The organism is Leifsonia sp. TF02-11, from assembly GCF_017565305.1.
In the GTDB taxonomy this organism is placed as follows: Bacteria; Actinomycetota; Actinomycetes; order Actinomycetales; family Microbacteriaceae; genus Leifsonia.
Genome location: NZ_JAGEKP010000004.1, coordinates 411,323 through 425,473 on the forward strand (window position 1 = coordinate 411,323; position 14,151 = coordinate 425,473).

The window sequence follows — 14,151 nt, forward strand, 5'->3', positions numbered from 1 at the left end:
CGGAAACATTTGCGTCACCGGAGGGAAACGGCCTCCCCCTAGCGTGTAGCTTGGGCTGCAGGCGCAGTCCCTCACCGCAAAGCCATTGGGAGTCCTCCGTATGTTCCGTGATTCTTCCGAGGTGCTCAAGTTCATCAAGGACACCGACGTCAAGTTCCTTGATATCCGCTTCACCGACCTGCCCGGTGTGCAGCAGCACTTCAACATCCCCGCAGCGACCGTCGACGAGGAGTTCTTCTCGGTCGGCCAGCTGTTCGACGGTTCCTCGATCCGGGGTTTCGCGTCGATCCACGAGTCGGACATGCAGCTGATCCCGGATGTCTCGACCGCCTACATCGACCCGTTCCGCGTCGAGCGCACGCTGATCATGGTCTTCGACATCTACAACCCGCGCAACGGTGAGATCTACGCGAAGGACCCCCGCCAGGTCGCCAAGAAGGCCGAGAAGTACCTCGCCTCGACCGGCATCGCGGACACCGCGTTCTTCGCGCCGGAGGCCGAGTTCTACATCTTCGACGACGTGCGTTACGAAGTGAAGCAGAACTCCTCCTTCTACTCGGTGGACTCCGAGGAGGGTGCCTGGAACTCCGGCCGCGTCGAAGAGGGCGGAAACCTCGGCAACAAGACCCCGTACAAGGGCGGCTACTTCCCGGTGAGCCCGGTCGACAAGCAGGCCGACCTGCGTGACGACATCTCGCTCAAGCTGATCGACGCCGGCCTGATCCTGGAGCGCGCGCACCACGAGGTGGGCACCGGTGGCCAGGCCGAGATCAATTACCGGTTCGACACCATGGTCCACGCGGCGGACGACATCCTGAAGTTCAAGTACATCGTCAAGAACACGGCGGAGCAGTGGGGCAAGACCGCCACGTTCATGCCGAAGCCGCTCTTCGGCGACAACGGCTCGGGCATGCACACTCACCAGTCGCTGTGGAACGACGGCAAGCCGCTGTTCTACGACGAGGCCGGCTACGGCGGCCTGTCTGACATCGCCCGCTGGTACATCGGCGGCCTGCTCAAGCACGCCCCGGCGGTGCTGGCCTTCACGAACCCGACGGTGAACTCGTTCCACCGCCTGGTCCCCGGCTTCGAGGCCCCGGTCAACCTGGTCTACTCGGCCGGAAACCGCTCGGCGTCCATCCGCATCCCGATCACGGGCACCAACCCGAAGGCCAAGCGCATCGAGTTCCGCGCTCCGGACGCCTCGGGCAACCCGTACCTCGCGTTCGCCGCCCAGCTCATGGCGGGCCTCGACGGCATCAAGAACCGCATCGAGCCGCACGAGCCGGTCGACAAGGACCTCTACGAGCTGCCGCCCGAGGAGGCCAAGAACATCCCTCAGGTGCCGGCTTCGCTCGGCGAGGCCCTCGACGCGCTCGAGGCCGACCACGACTTCCTCACCGCGGGCGGCGTGTTCACCCCGGAGCTCATCGAGACCTGGATCGAGTACAAGCGCGAGAAGGAGATCAAGCCCCTCGCGCAGCGCCCGCACCCGTTCGAGTACGAGCTGTACTACGGGGTCTGATCGGTAACCCCTGACCATCAGGGGTTCCCACGGCTTCGCGGACGCCTCAGTCCGCTCACAGTCCGCACGAGTCGCAGGACGGTCCGCGAAAGCGACCGACACCGCGACTCGTGCGGATTCGTGTTTGTCCGGCCTCCCTCAGCTGGACGACCCGCCGGGGACGAACGGGTTCCCCGGCCCGTGCAGACGGCCGGTCGCGGGGTCGACCCAGTTGCCGGATCCGGTGGCCCGGTGCCAGCGTTTGTGGAACGCCAGGTCGGTGGTGTCGGCTTCGACCACGGCCGCACCGCACAGATCGCAGATGCGCAGGATGACTGTCTCGCCGCCCGCTGTCGTGACAGAGACAGACCCCTCTGGAAACGCGATTCCCATCACCCGGCTCCTCTCGATCGTCGACCGCCGCGGTTCGGCGCCGACACCGGCTCCCAAACTACGGCATGCGGAGCGGGGCTCCCTTCAGGTCCGAGGCCGTTCGATCAGCGGTCTCGGGCGTCGATCTGCGTGGAGTCCTCGAATCGGGCGAGACCGAGAGTGTCCGCGATGACGTCGCGCAGCTCGTCGGGCGTCAGATGGTCGAGCGACGTCCTGACCCGGTCGGGGATCGCGATGTCGCGGGCTGATGCGAGCACTTCGAAGACGGCGGTGAGGCGGGCGCGCTCGTCCGCGGTCGCGGGATCGGGCTCGACCCCTGCTTCGGCGAGGCGCGCCGCCCTGTCGAGGGCTGTACGCGCGTCGGCCGCGCGCTCCGCGGCTGTGCGGGCGTCATCCGTCGGCCAGGACCCCGCCGTGCGTCGCCGCACTGCCAGGAACACGGCGACAGCGGCGAAACCCGCTCCCGCCACAATGAGGGCCACCCCGACGGTGGACGGAGCGATGATCACTCCGTGACGCTATGGTCGGGAGGTGAACGCGACGAGTCCGGGGGCGGAACGGGCAGTGCGGCGGCATTCGATCCCGTGTGCGGTCGACCACGTGCGGCTACCGTTGTCGGTGTGACCGCTCACGACGTGGAGCGGGAGGAGGGCGTCGCATGGCCGACCGGGATCTGACCGAGGTGCTCGACGAGGTCGCGCGGGCGCTCTCCGGCCCTGCATGGGAGCGCCTCCGCAGGGACGACCGCGCCGAATGGTTCGGGCACTTCGTCAGCGGGATCGCGCTCGCTGTCGGGCTGCGGCCGATCGAGCATCAGGACTCGGGAATCCGCCTCGACGACGGCGGAGTCTTCTCCGCGAAGGTCGTCGTCTTCACCGACAAGACCATCGTGTTCGCCGACGCCGTCGGGCGCAGCTCCGACCCGTACGACGTCGAGACGCTCGTGGTCGCCCGACCGCGCGCCGGGCTCGCCCAGCTGACGGTGTCCGACGCGAATTCGGCGTTCCGGCGCGACCTGTTCGACCCGTGGCCGGGCGATTTCACGATCACGGCCGAGTGGACGTACGGCGCGAAGGTGACCTTCCCGCTCAGCCCGATCGAGACGGCCGACCATCGGGCGCGGTTCAGCGCACTGTACGCCGCTCTGATCGACGCATTGGGTGACTAGGCGCGCCACCGGCGCGTGAACATCGCCTGAGAACCGTCGCAGGGTGGCCGGGCGAGCATTCCCGGGACGCGGGCGGGCGGCTAGATTCGTCCGCGCCGGGGCCACTCGGACCCCGCCAGAGATCGGAGACCCCCATGGCCCGCTACCTCCTCCTCTACCGTGCCGACCCCGAGGCGATGGCCGCGATGCCGGAACCCACGCCCGAACAAGCCGAGGAGATGAACGCGGCGTGGAACGCCTGGGCGCAGCAGGTCGGCGCCGGACTGATCGACTTCGGAGCGCCGACTGCGGCTGTCTCGGAGGGCGCCGACCGCAGCGTCGGCGGCTACACGCTCATCGAGGCCGACGACGCCGACGCCGTCGAGACCGTGCTCACCGGCCACCCGCACCGTGCGATGGGGGGCACGATCGACGTCTACGAGCTGACGCCCGTCCCCGGCATGTGACGAAGCGACTCCCTGGCGCCGACAGCCCGATCAGCCCGTCGGCGCCGGGCGCTGCGGGAGCCCGTAGAACGAACGCTCGAACACCGCGCGCGCACGCCGGGTGACGGCCAGGTAGTCCTCCTCGAGCCGGCTCGCCGACCCGGGAGGGTATTCCATCAGCCGCGCGACACCCTCCAGCGCCACCCGGTCGGCCGGGAGCACGTCGGCGGTCTTGTTCGTCCACAGTGTCATCGCCGAGCGTGCCCGGGAGGCGAACAGCCAGGCATCATGCAGCTTCGCGGCGTCGTCCGCGTCGATGAAGCCGTGCTCGACCGCGACCGCGAGCGCCTCCAGAGTAGAGGTCGTGCGCAGTTCGGGGATGGCGGCAGCGTGCTGCAGCTGCACGAGCTGCACGAACCACTCGACGTCGCTGAGCGAGCCGCGGCCCAGTTTGAGGTGCCGTGACGGGTCGGCGCCCTGCGGGAGCCGCTCGTTCTCGACGCGCGCCTTGATGCGCTTGACCTCGCGGACCTCCTGCTCGCCGATGCTCGCGGGGTACCGCACCTCGTCGGCGACGGCTTCGAAGTCGGCGAGAAGTGCGGCATCGCCCGCGACCCCTCTGGCTCGCAGGAGCGCCTGGGCCTCCCAGGTGAGCGACCAGCGGCGGTAGTAGGCGCGGTAGGCCTCCAGCGAGCGAACGGCCGGACCGTTCTTGCCCTCCGGGCGCAGACCGATGTCGAGGTCGAGCGGCAGCCGGCTGTCTTCGGTGAGCGTGTTGAGCTGCGCGACGATCGCGAGTGCGGCCTTGTGCGCGGTGTCCTGGTCGGCCGCGAGCGGGCGGAAGACGTACATCACGTCGGCGTCGGACCCGAAACCCAGCTCCCGGCCGCCGAAGCGTCCCATGCCGATGATCGCGAACTCGAGCGCGTCGGCGTCGCCGCGCTCGGCGCGGATCGCGGCCAGCACCCCGGCGATGACGTTCTCGGTGACGGCGGTGAGCCCGCGCGCGAGCTCCTCGATCGTCGAGAAGCCGAGGATCGCGGAGAACGCCAGGCGCAGTACCTCGCGCCGGCGAACCGCGCGCAACGAGGCCGCAGCAGTGGCCGCCGACTCGTGCCGGCCGAGGATCGCCGCCGTCTCCTCCCGCAGCAGCTCGGCCGGGCGCGGACGCAGCTCCTCCTCCGACTCCAGCCAGGCGACCGACTCGGGGATGCGCCCGAGCAGATCTCCGGCGAACCGCGAGCCGGACAGCACGCGCGTGAGACGTTCCGCGGCGCCGGTGGAGTCGCGCAGCATCCGCAGATACCAGTGCGTCGAGCCGAGGTCCTCGCTCAGGCGCCGGAAGGTGAGGAGGCCGTAGTCCGGATCCGCGCCGGCCGCGAACCACTGCAGGAGCACCGGGAGGAGGTGTCGCTGGATGGTCGCGCGACGCGAGACGCCCGCGGTGAGCGCGGCGATGTGCGCAAGGGCGCCCCGCGGGTCGCGGAATCCGATCGCTGCGAGCCGCGCTTCCGCCTGCTCGCTGGTGAGCCCGGCACCGCCCTCTGTGGCCGGTGCGTCGGCCAGCCGCGCGTCCGCGTTGGTGGCCGCCACGGCGCTCAGCAGCGGCCGGTAGAACAGGCGCTCGTGGAGGCCGCGGACGCGGTGCTTGATCTCGTTCCAGCGCACCATCAGCTGCTCGGCGCTCGACGCCAGCCCTGTCGCCCTCGCCAGCACCCGCACGTCGCCCTCGTCGCGCGGCATGAGGTGGGTTCGGCTGAGGTGCCGCAGCTGGAGGCGGTGCTCCATGAGCCGCAGCGTGCGGTAGTCCTGCGAGAACGTCGCCGCCTCCTCGCGGCCGATGTACCCCTGGGCGGCCAGAGCGGCCAGGGCGGAGAGCGTGTCGCGCTGGCGCACGAGCTCGTCGCTCTGTCCGTGCACCAGCTGCAGCAGCTGCACGGTGAACTCGACGTCGCGCAATCCGCCCGGCCCGAGCTTCAGCTGATAGTGCACCTCGTCGTCCGGGATGTTGTCGGTGACGCGCTCGCGCATCCGCTGCACCGACTCCACGAAGTTCTCACGGGACGCGCTGCTCCACACCTTGGGGGCGAGCGCGGCGACGTACCGGGCGCCGAGGTCGGCATCGCCCGCGAGCGGGCGTGCCTTGAGCAGCGCTTGGAACTCCCAGCCCTTGGCCCAGCGGTCGTAGTACGCGATGTGCGACTCGAGCGTGCGCACCAGCGCGCCGTCTTTACCCTCTGGCCTGAGGTTGGGGTCGACCTCCCACAGTCCGGGCTCGATCGCCGGCTCGTGGATCCCGCGCTGGGTGAGCATCGCGAGCCGGGTGGCGATGTCGACCGCGCGGCCCGCGCTGAGGCCGGCGGACTCCACGCCCTCCGTCACGTAGATGACGTCGACATCGCTGACGTAGTTGAGTTCGCGCGCCCCGGCCTTGCCCATGCCGATGACGGCGAACGGGGTGGCGCGCACCTCGGCCTCGGGGAACCGGCCCGGCCCGGTGCCGATGGTCTGCTTCCGCGCGACCGCGAGCGACGCCTCCAGGGCGGCGGCGGCGAGGTCGGAGAGGGCGGCCGCGACCGCGTCGAACCCGGCGACCGGGTCGTCCTGCTCGAGGTCGAAGCTCGCGATCTGCACGAGACGACGACGGTAACGGACCCGCAGTGCGGTGCGCCCCTCGTCGTCCTCGAGCGCCGCGACCCCGTCGATCGCGCCGACGGCGTCGAGCAGGTCGGCGCGCAGCTCGTCGGCGGTCGGCAACACGGAGACCGGGAGGTCGAGCGCGCTCAGTTCCGCCGGCTGGCGCAGGAAGAACTCCGCTGCGCCCTCCGACGCGCCGATCACGCGCAGGACCCGGCGGGCGTCGTTGCGCGACGGCACGTAGCGGGCGCTCTGCACGGGAGCATGACGCAGCAGCCGAAGCGCGAGCGCCAGCGCGGTGTCCGGATCCGCCGCCGCCGAGAAGGCGGGAAGCAGATCGTCCACGTCGAAGCCGGTCAGCGCGACGAGCTCGTCGAGCTGCCCCCGCACCGAGCTCAGCCCCACGAACCCGGCGCGCGCGAGCGTGGTGAGGGAGAGCTGCTCGCGGGTCACGACTCGTTCAGAGGATCTCGAGGTTGGTGCGCAGCTCGAACGGTGTCACCTGGGCGCGATACTCCGCCCACTCCCTGCGCTTGTTGAGCAGAGCGTAGTTGAACACCTGCTCGCCGAGCGTCTCGGCGACGAGCTCCGACTCCTCCATGAGCGCGATCGCGTGGTCGAGGCTGGCGGGCAGCTGGTTGTAGCCGAGAGCCCGGCGCTCGGCGTCGGACAGCGCCCAGACGTTGTCCTCGGCCTCCGGAGGCAGCTCGTACTGACCTTCGATGCCCTTGAGTCCGGCGGCCAGCATCAGCGAGAACGCGAGATAGGGGTTCGCCGCCGAGTCGATCGCGCGGTACTCGACGCGCGAGCTCTGGCCCTTGTTGGGCTTGTAGAGCGGAACACGCACGAGCGCCGAGCGGTTGTTGTGCCCCCAGCAGACGAAGCTCGGGGCCTCGTCGCCGCCCCAGAGCCGCTTGTAGGAGTTGACGAACTGGTTCGTGACCGCCGTGATCTCGGGCGCATGCTTGAGCAGGCCCGCGATGAACTGCCGGCCGACCTTCGACAGCTGGTATTGCGCGCCGGCCTCGAAGAACGCGTTGGTGTCACCCTCGAACAGCGACATGTGGGTGTGCATGCCCGAGCCCGGGTGCCCGGAGAGCGGCTTCGGCATGAACGTCGCGTAGACGCCCTGCTCGATCGCCACCTCCTTGATGACCGTGCGGAACGTCATGATGTTGTCGGCCGTGGTCAGCGCGTCGGCGTACCGGAGGTCGATCTCGTTCTGACCCGGGCCGGCCTCGTGGTGGCTGAACTCCACCGAGATCCCGAGGTCTTCGAGCATGCGCACCGAGCGCCGGCGGAAGTCGTGCGCGGTGCCACCCGGCACGTTGTCGAAGTAGCCGGCCGAGTCCACCGGCTCGGGGCCTTCGTCGCCGAAGGTCGACGACTTGAGCAGGTAGAACTCGATCTCCGGGTGCGTGTAGAACGTGAACCCGCGATCGGCGGCCTTCTCGAGCGTGCGCTTGAGCACGTTGCGCGGGTCGGACACCGAGGGCTGGCCGTCGGGTGTCGTGATGTCGCAGAACATGCGGGCGGTCGGGTCGACCTCCCCGCGCCACGGCAGGATCTGGAAGGTGGTGGGGTCGGGATGCGCGAGGAGGTCGGACTCGAACGCGCGGGTCAGGCCCTCGATGGCCGAGCCGTCGAAACCGAGACCCTCGGTGAACGCGCCCTCGACCTCGGCCGGGGCGATCGCCACGGACTTGAGCGTGCCCACGACGTCGGTGAACCACAGCCTCACGAACTTGACGCCGCGCTCCTCGATGGTCCGAAGAACGAAGTCGCGCTGCTTGTCCATCCTGCCCCTTTCGTCAGCCCCTCCAGACTAGTGGTTCAGCCGCCGGAATCCCGCCGGATCCCGCTCGGTGACGCATCACTAGACTGAGGCGCATGAGCGAGCAGTCCCCTGTGCCCTCCGTCCACCCCGCCACCCCGTCGATGGAGTCGCTGAAGCGGGTGCGGACCCGTCACTTCCAGGCGGCGAAGGAGGAGGGCGCGCCGTTCACCGGCCTCACCAGCTACGACATGCTGACGGCCCAGATCTTCGACGAGGCGGGCATCGACTTCCTGTTGGTCGGCGACTCCGCCGGCAACAACGTCCTCGGGTACGACACCACCCTTCCGGTGACGGTCGACGACCTCATCCCGCTGACGCGCGCCGTCGCGAAGGCCGTCAAGCGCGCGTTCGTCGTCGCCGACATGCCGTTCGGCTCCTACGAGACCGGCCCGCAGGAGGCGCTGCACACCGCCGTGCGGTTCATGAAGGAGACCGGCGCCCACGCGGTCAAGCTGGAGGGCGGCGAGCGCAGCGCCAAGCAGATCCGTCGCATCGTCGACGCCGGCATCCCGGTGATGGCGCACATCGGCTTCACCCCGCAGAGCGAGCACGGGCTCGGCGGCCACATCGTGCAGGGCCGCGGCGCGGGAGCCGAGCAGGTGCTGGCGGACGCCCACGCGGTCGAGGACGCCGGAGCGTTCGCCGTGGTGATGGAGATGGTCCCCGCCGACGTGGCCCAGCGGGTGACCCGGGAGCTGCGCATCCCCACCATCGGTGTCGGCGCCGGCCCGCACGTCGACGGCCAGCTGCTGGTGTGGACCGACTGGGCCGGGTTCACGACGGGCCGCATCCCGCGCTTCGTCAAGCAGTACGCCGACCTCAAGGGCATCCTGTCGGACGCGGCGCGGGCCTACAAGGACGACGTCAAGGGCGGTCAGTTCCCGACCGAGGAGCACAGCTTCTAGTCGGGGTCGATCACTCGGCGGCCGTCCGGCGTTCGACACGCCGGCGGTCGGCGGCGTGCGCGTCGGCGAGAGCCTGGAGAGCGCGGTCGAGCGTGGCGTCGCCGGGGTTCACGATGCAGACCCAGCCGTACGCACCGTAGAGCGGATGCGGGAGGAACACGTCCTCGACGCCGAAATCCGGCACCGCTCCACCGGAGCCGCCGAGCGCGTGACCGACGAGCTCAGCGGCGACCCGCGACCCCACGTGGATGTTGAGTCGCCAGCGATCGGGCGCGCCGAGCCGCGACTGCACATCGTCCGGGTAGTCCGTGGTCACGATCGTCGCGTAGGGCTGCCGGTTCGTCGGCACCCGCCCGTCGGGTGCGTAGTAGAAGAAGTGGTCGCCCCAGGAGATCTCCGGGAACGCGCTGCCGGCCTCCGGCGCGAGTTCGAGCACCCCGTCGAAACGCCTGACCTCTGAGAGAATCCGTTGCATCGTCATGCTTCGAGTGTGTGCTTGAAGTGCTAATGGAGGGTTGGCGGATGAGCGATCGGAGCGACGGCGACACTGCCCACTTCTCGACCAGTCGACTCGCGTCGGCCAGCGGGTATTCCGTGCAGCAGATCCGCGACCTCGAACGGCTCGCCGTGATCCCTCCCGCGCTCCGGCAGGCCAACGGCTATCGCCGGTTCGCCCGGGAGCATCTCGTCGCGCTGCGCGCCTACCGCGGCCTGGCCGTCGCCATCGGACCCGTCGCGGCGCGGGTCGCGATGAGCGAGCTGCGCGCGTCCCCCTACGAGAAGGCGGTCGCCCGCATCGTCGCACTGCACGTGTCGCTCGCCGCGGCCCGTGACGAGACGCTGGCCGCGCTGGCTGCCCTCGACGCCATCGAACGGGAGCGGGTGCACGAGGCGCCGGCTGTGCGCGAGGACGAGCTGACGATCACCGAGCTGTCGGTCGCGATCGGCGTGCGCTCCTCGACCCTGCGCTTCTGGGAGCAACAGGGGCTCGTCACACCGGCGCGAGACACGACCACGGGGGCGCGCCGGTATCCGCCGGACGCCGCACGCGACGCCCGTATCGTCGGGGCGCTGCGCGCGGGCGGCTACCGCATCCCGGACGTGCGGGTCGTCCTGGCGTCGCTGGTCGGCACCGGGGATCCCGCCGAGGCGCGCGAGGCGCTGCAGGGTCGACTGCGGGCGATCGCCGCGCAATCCGAGGCGCTGCTTCGAGCCGGAACCGACCTCGCCGACCTGTTGACGCCACCGGACGACGGTGGCCCGAACAACGGCAGCCGTACGAGCGGACGCCCTCCGGCGGCAGCCAGCTAGCGGCCCTCTTCCCTGTCCTCTTCGGCCCACTTCGCGCTGTTCTCGCGGAGCTTCTCGAGGGCGTTCTCGGCCTCTGCGTGCGTGTCGAACGGCCCGACGCGGTCGGGCGCTGGCGACAGGAAGCCCTGCTCGACCTGGCCGGTCTTCAGGTTGTACCAGTACTTGTGCTCGGCATCCTGGCGGATCCCGTAGTCGTTCTCGCCGGTCATAAGCTTGATCCTATGCCCAAGGATTCCGCCGGTCACCTGATCCCGGGCCGCGTCACCGCGATGCGCGCCGTTCCGTCACGCATCCCGCGGCCGGAGTACGTCGGCAAGCTGGGCCCCGCGCCGTCCGACCGCGGTGACGTCTACACGCCGGCCGAGATCGAGCTGATCCGCGAATCCGGGCGGATCGCGGCACGGGCGATCGAGCGCGTGGGACAGGCCGTGCGTCCCGGCATCACGACGGAGGAACTCGACGCCATCGGTCACGAGTTCCTGATCGAGCACGACGCCTATCCATCGACGCTGGGCTACCGGGGCTATCCGAAGTCGCTCTGCAGCTCGATCAACGAGGTCGTCTGCCACGGCATCCCCGACGACACTGTGCTCGACGACGGCGACATCGTCAACATCGACATCACCGCGTACAAGAACGGCTTCCACGGCGACAGCAACCAGACCTTCATCGTCGGAACCGCCTCGCAGGAGGTCACCCTGCTCGTCGAGCGCACCCGCGAGGCCCTGAACCGCGGCATCAAGGCGGTCGCCCCCGGCCGCCAGGTCAACGTGATCGGCCGCGCGATCGAGTCGTACGCCCGGCGCTTCGGCTACGGCGTCGTGCGCGACTTCACCGGGCACGGCGTCGGGGCGACGTTCCACTCCGGCCTGATCATCCCCCACTACGACGCCGCTCCGGCGTTCGACGACGTGATGGAGGTCGGCATGGTGTTCACCATCGAGCCGATGCTGACGCTGGGAACGAGCGAGTGGGACATGTGGGCGGACGACTGGACGGTCGTCACGCGCGACCGCAGCATCACCGCCCAGTTCGAGCACACGCTCGTCGTCACCGAGCGGGGCGCAGAGATCCTGACGCTTCCGTAGCGGAGGCGGGCGACGGATCCGGGGCGGCCGCCACCGCCGCCGCCTTCGCCGTACCCGCCGACGGCAAGACGAACGAGATCCCCACGCCGAGCAGAGTCGCGGCGGACGCCACCCAGAACGCCAGGTCGAACGCCTCGGTGAGCTCTGCCCCGCCCTGCACCGCGGCCTGGAGGAGCACCGCGAACAGCGCGGTGCCGAATGAGCCGCCGAGTTGCTGGGCCGTGCGCGTGAGGATGCTCGAGTGCGCGATCTGCTCCCCCGCGAGCCCCTGGTACGACGCGACCATGAGCGGCATCGTGATGGCCCCGAGGCCGAACCCGCGGACGAAGAGCGCGACGAGCAGCAGCGGGTCGGCGGCGGAGGTCGGGCCGAGGGCGAACGGAACCGTCGCGACCGCGACGATCGCGAAGCCCGCCACGGCGATCCAGCGCGCGCCGACGCGATCGATGAGCCGACCCGCGATCGGACGGCAGGCCAGCGTTCCCAACCCCTGCGGCACGAGCAGGAGGCCCGCGCCGAGGGCGTCGGTGCCGCGCACCTGCTGGAAGAACAGCGGGAGGAGCAGCATCGCCCCGTAGAGCGCGACGCTCGACAGGAACAGCAGCGCGGACGCCGACCAGACCGAGCGCACCCGCAACAGTCGCACATCGACCAGCGCCTCGCCGCGCCGCCGCAGCGCCCAGAGCGCGAACGCCGCGACGAGCACCGCCCCTCCCGCGAGCGGAAGCCACGCGTCCACGCGGCCGAACCCGCCCGCCTGCACGGAGTTCGAGAGTCCCAGCAGCAGGCCGGCGAGGCCGGGCACGAGCAGGAGGACCCCGACGACGTCCAATCGGCGCTTCGGGTCGCGACCGCGGTCGGACGGCAGCATCCGCCACGCCAGCAGCAGGCCCGCGACCGTGAACGGGATGTTGACCCAGAAGATCCAGCGCCAGTCGCCCAGGGCCAGGATGAGGCCGCCGAGCACCGGCCCGAGCACGGGCCCGGCCATCGCCGGCAGCCCGATGACCGCGGACACCCGGCCGAGCTGCCTGCCGCCGGCGGCCTCCATCACGAGCGTCGTCATCACCGGCAGCATCAGTCCGCCGCCGACCCCTTGGAGGATGCGGAACGCGATGAGGGACTCCGCGTTCCACGCCAGTCCAGAGAGGATCGAGCCGACCAGGAAGATGGCGAGCGCGACCATCCAGACGCGCTTGCCGCCGAACCGGGCCAGGAGCCACGCCGAGAGCGGCACCGTCGCGGCGAGCGCCAGCAGGTACCCGGTCGTGACCCACTGGATCTGCGCGACCGAAGTGTGCAGATCGATCGCGAGCGTGTGCAGCGCGACGCTGAGGATCGTGGTGTCGAAGACGACCGCCAGCGCACCGATCACCAGCGCGGTCGCGGTGCGGACGACCGTCCTGTCCAGCTTCGCCGCCATGTCGGGCTCCCTCGTTAAGATGCAGTCGCGTATCTAATCGACAACACGATAGCTCGTTTCGATAAGATGCACAAATGGATCTTGACGAGTCCCCCGCCCGCCGCCGCCGCGGCGCCGAACTCGAGGCGGCACTGCTCGACGCGGCGTGGGCCGAGCTCGACGAGAACGGCTATTCCGCTCTCACGATGGAGGGGGTGGCCGCGCGCGCGGGCACCAGCCGCCCGGTGATCGCCCGCCGCTGGCCCACGCGGAGCGAGCTCGCACTCGCCGCGGTCCGGCACCACTTCGACGCCGAGAAGATCGAGCTCCCCGACCACGGCAACCTCCGTGACGACCTCATCGACTACCTGCGCCAGGCCAACGCCCGCCGCAGCCAGCTGGTCGGGCCGCTGATGCTCCGCTTCAGCGGCATCGTCTCCGACAGCGAGGGCGGCATCGCCGGGCTGCGCGAGCAGCTCATCGGCGGCCGGCCGACGATGCTCGACGCGATCCTCGAGCGCGCTTCCGCCCGTGGCGAGCTCGACAGGCGCGCCCTGCCGCCGATCGTCAGCCAGCTGCCGTTCACCCTGTTGCGTCACGAGCTGCTGATGCGGATGGCGCCGGCCGACGACGACACGATCGTCGCCATCGTCGACGATGTCTTCCTCCCGCTCGTCGCCCGCTACCCGAGCGCACGGTAGATTCGTGCACATGAGCGCGCAGAACCACGCAATCGGAATCGACGTCGGCGGAACGGGCATCAAGGGGGCGCTGGTCGACCTGGAGACAGGCGAGCTGCTCAGCGACCGGGTCAAGCTGCCCACCCCGGAAGGCGGCAAGCCCGACGACATCGTGGAGACCACGAAGGAGATCGTCGAGAAGCTCGCCGCGGAGGAGCCGGACGCGCCCGTGGGCGTGTGCTTCCCCGCGATCGTCAGCCACGGCGTCACCCTCTCAGCGGCCAACGTGTCCAAGAAGTGGATCGGCCTGCACGCGGAAGACCTCTTCGAGAAGGGCCTCGGTCGCGACATCCACTTCGTCAACGACGCCGACGCCGCCGGCTACGCCGAGACCCGCTTCGGTGCGGCGAAGGGCAGGGACGGTCTGGTCATCATGACCACGCTCGGCACCGGCATCGGCTCCGCACTGATCTACGACGGCGTGCTCATCCCGAACGCCGAGCTCGGGCACCTGGAGATCGATGGGCACGACGCGGAGTCGCGCGCCGCCTACTCGGCGAAGGAGCGCGAAGACCTCTCCTGGGAGAAGTGGGCCAAGCGGCTCCAGAAGTACTACTCGACGGTCGAGTTCCTGTTCACGCCCGATCTCTTCATCGTCGGAGGTGGCGTCTCCAAGAACTACGAGGAGTTCCTGCCGCTGCTCGATCTCAAGACCGAGATCGTCCCTGCCGTGCACCGCAACAACGCGGGGATCCTCGGGGCGGCCGCTCTGGCGGTCCGCAGCGCTTGAGCAGGTAACGG

The 14,151-nt window shown here is 69.9% G+C and carries 15 protein-coding genes; 8 read left to right on the forward strand and 7 right to left on the reverse strand.

Translation table 11 applies throughout. The features are described from left to right. Positions 1–100 precede the first annotated feature (100 nt). Positions 101–1,525 carry a type I glutamate--ammonia ligase gene (gene glnA / locus JNB50_RS07770; protein ID WP_055915700.1) on the forward strand — a complete coding sequence of 475 codons (1,425 nt, stop codon included), beginning with the start codon at positions 101–103 and terminating at the stop codon, positions 1,523–1,525. Positions 1,526–1,663: 138 nt separating this feature from the next. On the opposite strand, the gene JNB50_RS07775 is transcribed toward glnA (JNB50_RS07770), so the two are convergent. After that, the gene (locus JNB50_RS07775; protein ID WP_208039519.1) at positions 1,664–1,897 is read right to left on the reverse strand and encodes a histidine ammonia-lyase; all 234 of its coding nucleotides are present in this window, start codon (positions 1,895–1,897) and stop codon (positions 1,664–1,666) included. A 104-nt stretch (positions 1,898–2,001) separates the two neighbouring features. Next, positions 2,002–2,406, reverse strand: coding sequence for a hypothetical protein (locus JNB50_RS07780; RefSeq protein WP_208039520.1), 405 nt, complete (start codon positions 2,404–2,406; stop codon positions 2,002–2,004). Positions 2,407–2,555: 149 nt separating this feature from the next. Here JNB50_RS07780 and JNB50_RS07785 point away from each other — a divergent pair, with 149 nt between their 5' ends. Together JNB50_RS07785 and JNB50_RS07790 are read left to right on the forward strand one after the other, a co-directional pair. Next, entirely contained in the window at positions 2,556–3,065 is a 510-nt protein-coding gene (locus tag JNB50_RS07785; RefSeq protein WP_208039521.1) for a hypothetical protein, read from the forward strand. 134 nt (positions 3,066–3,199) lie between these two features. Then, entirely contained in the window at positions 3,200–3,511 is a 312-nt protein-coding gene (locus JNB50_RS07790; protein WP_208039522.1) for a YciI family protein, read from the forward strand. A 30-nt stretch (positions 3,512–3,541) separates the two neighbouring features. Here JNB50_RS07790 and JNB50_RS07795 read toward each other — a convergent pair whose 3' ends face one another. Both JNB50_RS07795 and glnA (JNB50_RS07800) read right to left on the reverse strand, forming a co-directional pair. After that, a complete protein-coding gene (locus JNB50_RS07795; protein WP_208039523.1) occupies positions 3,542–6,580 on the reverse strand; it encodes a bifunctional [glutamine synthetase] adenylyltransferase/[glutamine synthetase]-adenylyl-L-tyrosine phosphorylase in 3,039 nt (1,012 codons plus the stop codon). A gap of 7 nt (positions 6,581–6,587) precedes the next feature. Further along, the gene (gene glnA, locus JNB50_RS07800; RefSeq protein WP_208039524.1) at positions 6,588–7,925 is read right to left on the reverse strand and encodes a type I glutamate--ammonia ligase; all 1,338 of its coding nucleotides are present in this window, start codon (positions 7,923–7,925) and stop codon (positions 6,588–6,590) included. Between the two features lie 92 nt (positions 7,926–8,017). Between glnA (JNB50_RS07800) and panB the strand changes: the two genes are divergently transcribed. Then, positions 8,018–8,869, forward strand: a complete 852-nt coding sequence (gene panB / locus JNB50_RS07805; protein ID WP_208039525.1) for a 3-methyl-2-oxobutanoate hydroxymethyltransferase — start codon at positions 8,018–8,020, stop codon at positions 8,867–8,869. Positions 8,870–8,879: 10 nt separating this feature from the next. Here the strand turns inward: panB and JNB50_RS07810 are convergent, their stop codons facing one another. Next, positions 8,880–9,350, reverse strand: a complete 471-nt coding sequence (locus JNB50_RS07810; protein ID WP_243768139.1) for a DUF6194 family protein — start codon at positions 9,348–9,350, stop codon at positions 8,880–8,882. A gap of 41 nt (positions 9,351–9,391) precedes the next feature. On the opposite strand from JNB50_RS07810, the gene JNB50_RS07815 reads away from it, so the two are divergent. Continuing rightward, the gene (locus tag JNB50_RS07815; RefSeq protein WP_208039526.1) at positions 9,392–10,180 is read left to right on the forward strand and encodes a MerR family transcriptional regulator; all 789 of its coding nucleotides are present in this window, start codon (positions 9,392–9,394) and stop codon (positions 10,178–10,180) included. Here the strand turns inward: JNB50_RS07815 and JNB50_RS07820 are convergent. Next, entirely contained in the window at positions 10,177–10,389 is a 213-nt protein-coding gene (locus tag JNB50_RS07820; protein WP_208039527.1) for an SPOR domain-containing protein, read from the reverse strand. The two genes, JNB50_RS07815 and JNB50_RS07820, sit on opposite strands and share 4 nt — an antisense overlap. Before the next feature lie 12 nt (positions 10,390–10,401). On the opposite strand from JNB50_RS07820, the gene map reads away from it, so the two are divergent. Further along, positions 10,402–11,268, forward strand: a complete 867-nt coding sequence (gene map, locus JNB50_RS07825) for a type I methionyl aminopeptidase (protein WP_208039528.1) — start codon at positions 10,402–10,404, stop codon at positions 11,266–11,268. On the opposite strand, the gene JNB50_RS07830 is transcribed toward map, so the two are convergent. Next, the gene (locus JNB50_RS07830; RefSeq protein WP_243768140.1) at positions 11,231–12,691 is read right to left on the reverse strand and encodes an MDR family MFS transporter; all 1,461 of its coding nucleotides are present in this window, start codon (positions 12,689–12,691) and stop codon (positions 11,231–11,233) included. The two genes, map and JNB50_RS07830, sit on opposite strands and share 38 nt — an antisense overlap. 74 nt (positions 12,692–12,765) lie before the next feature. Here JNB50_RS07830 and JNB50_RS07835 point away from each other — a divergent pair, with 74 nt between their 5' ends. Both JNB50_RS07835 and ppgK read left to right on the forward strand, forming a co-directional pair. Next, a complete protein-coding gene (locus JNB50_RS07835) occupies positions 12,766–13,371 on the forward strand; it encodes a TetR/AcrR family transcriptional regulator (protein ID WP_208039529.1) in 606 nt (201 codons plus the stop codon). A gap of 10 nt (positions 13,372–13,381) precedes the next feature. Further along, positions 13,382–14,140, forward strand: coding sequence for a polyphosphate--glucose phosphotransferase (gene ppgK / locus JNB50_RS07840; RefSeq protein ID WP_208039530.1), 759 nt, complete (start codon positions 13,382–13,384; stop codon positions 14,138–14,140). The last annotated feature ends 11 nt before the right edge of the window (positions 14,141–14,151 follow it).

Bases quoted from the DNA above. Each gene is read 5' to 3' on its own strand.
- JNB50_RS07830 (WP_243768140.1), bottom strand. From the start codon at position 12,691: ATGGCGGCGAAGCTGGACAGGACGGTCGTCCGCACCGCGACCGCGCTG.
- panB (WP_208039525.1), top strand. From the start codon at position 8,018: ATGAGCGAGCAGTCCCCTGTGCCCTCCGTCCACCCCGCCACCCCGTCG.
- JNB50_RS07820 (WP_208039527.1), bottom strand. From the start codon at position 10,389: ATGACCGGCGAGAACGACTACGGGATCCGCCAGGATGCCGAGCACAAG.
- JNB50_RS07815 (WP_208039526.1), top strand. From the start codon at position 9,392: ATGAGCGATCGGAGCGACGGCGACACTGCCCACTTCTCGACCAGTCGA.
- glnA (WP_208039524.1), bottom strand. From the start codon at position 7,925: ATGGACAAGCAGCGCGACTTCGTTCTTCGGACCATCGAGGAGCGCGGC.
- JNB50_RS07810 (WP_243768139.1), bottom strand. From the start codon at position 9,350: ATGACGATGCAACGGATTCTCTCAGAGGTCAGGCGTTTCGACGGGGTG.
- JNB50_RS07790 (WP_208039522.1), top strand. From the start codon at position 3,200: ATGGCCCGCTACCTCCTCCTCTACCGTGCCGACCCCGAGGCGATGGCC.
- glnA (WP_055915700.1), top strand. From the start codon at position 101: ATGTTCCGTGATTCTTCCGAGGTGCTCAAGTTCATCAAGGACACCGAC.
- JNB50_RS07785 (WP_208039521.1), top strand. From the start codon at position 2,556: ATGGCCGACCGGGATCTGACCGAGGTGCTCGACGAGGTCGCGCGGGCG.
- JNB50_RS07775 (WP_208039519.1), bottom strand. From the start codon at position 1,897: ATGGGAATCGCGTTTCCAGAGGGGTCTGTCTCTGTCACGACAGCGGGC.
- map (WP_208039528.1), top strand. From the start codon at position 10,402: ATGCCCAAGGATTCCGCCGGTCACCTGATCCCGGGCCGCGTCACCGCG.
- JNB50_RS07835 (WP_208039529.1), top strand. From the start codon at position 12,766: ATGGATCTTGACGAGTCCCCCGCCCGCCGCCGCCGCGGCGCCGAACTC.
- ppgK (WP_208039530.1), top strand. From the start codon at position 13,382: ATGAGCGCGCAGAACCACGCAATCGGAATCGACGTCGGCGGAACGGGC.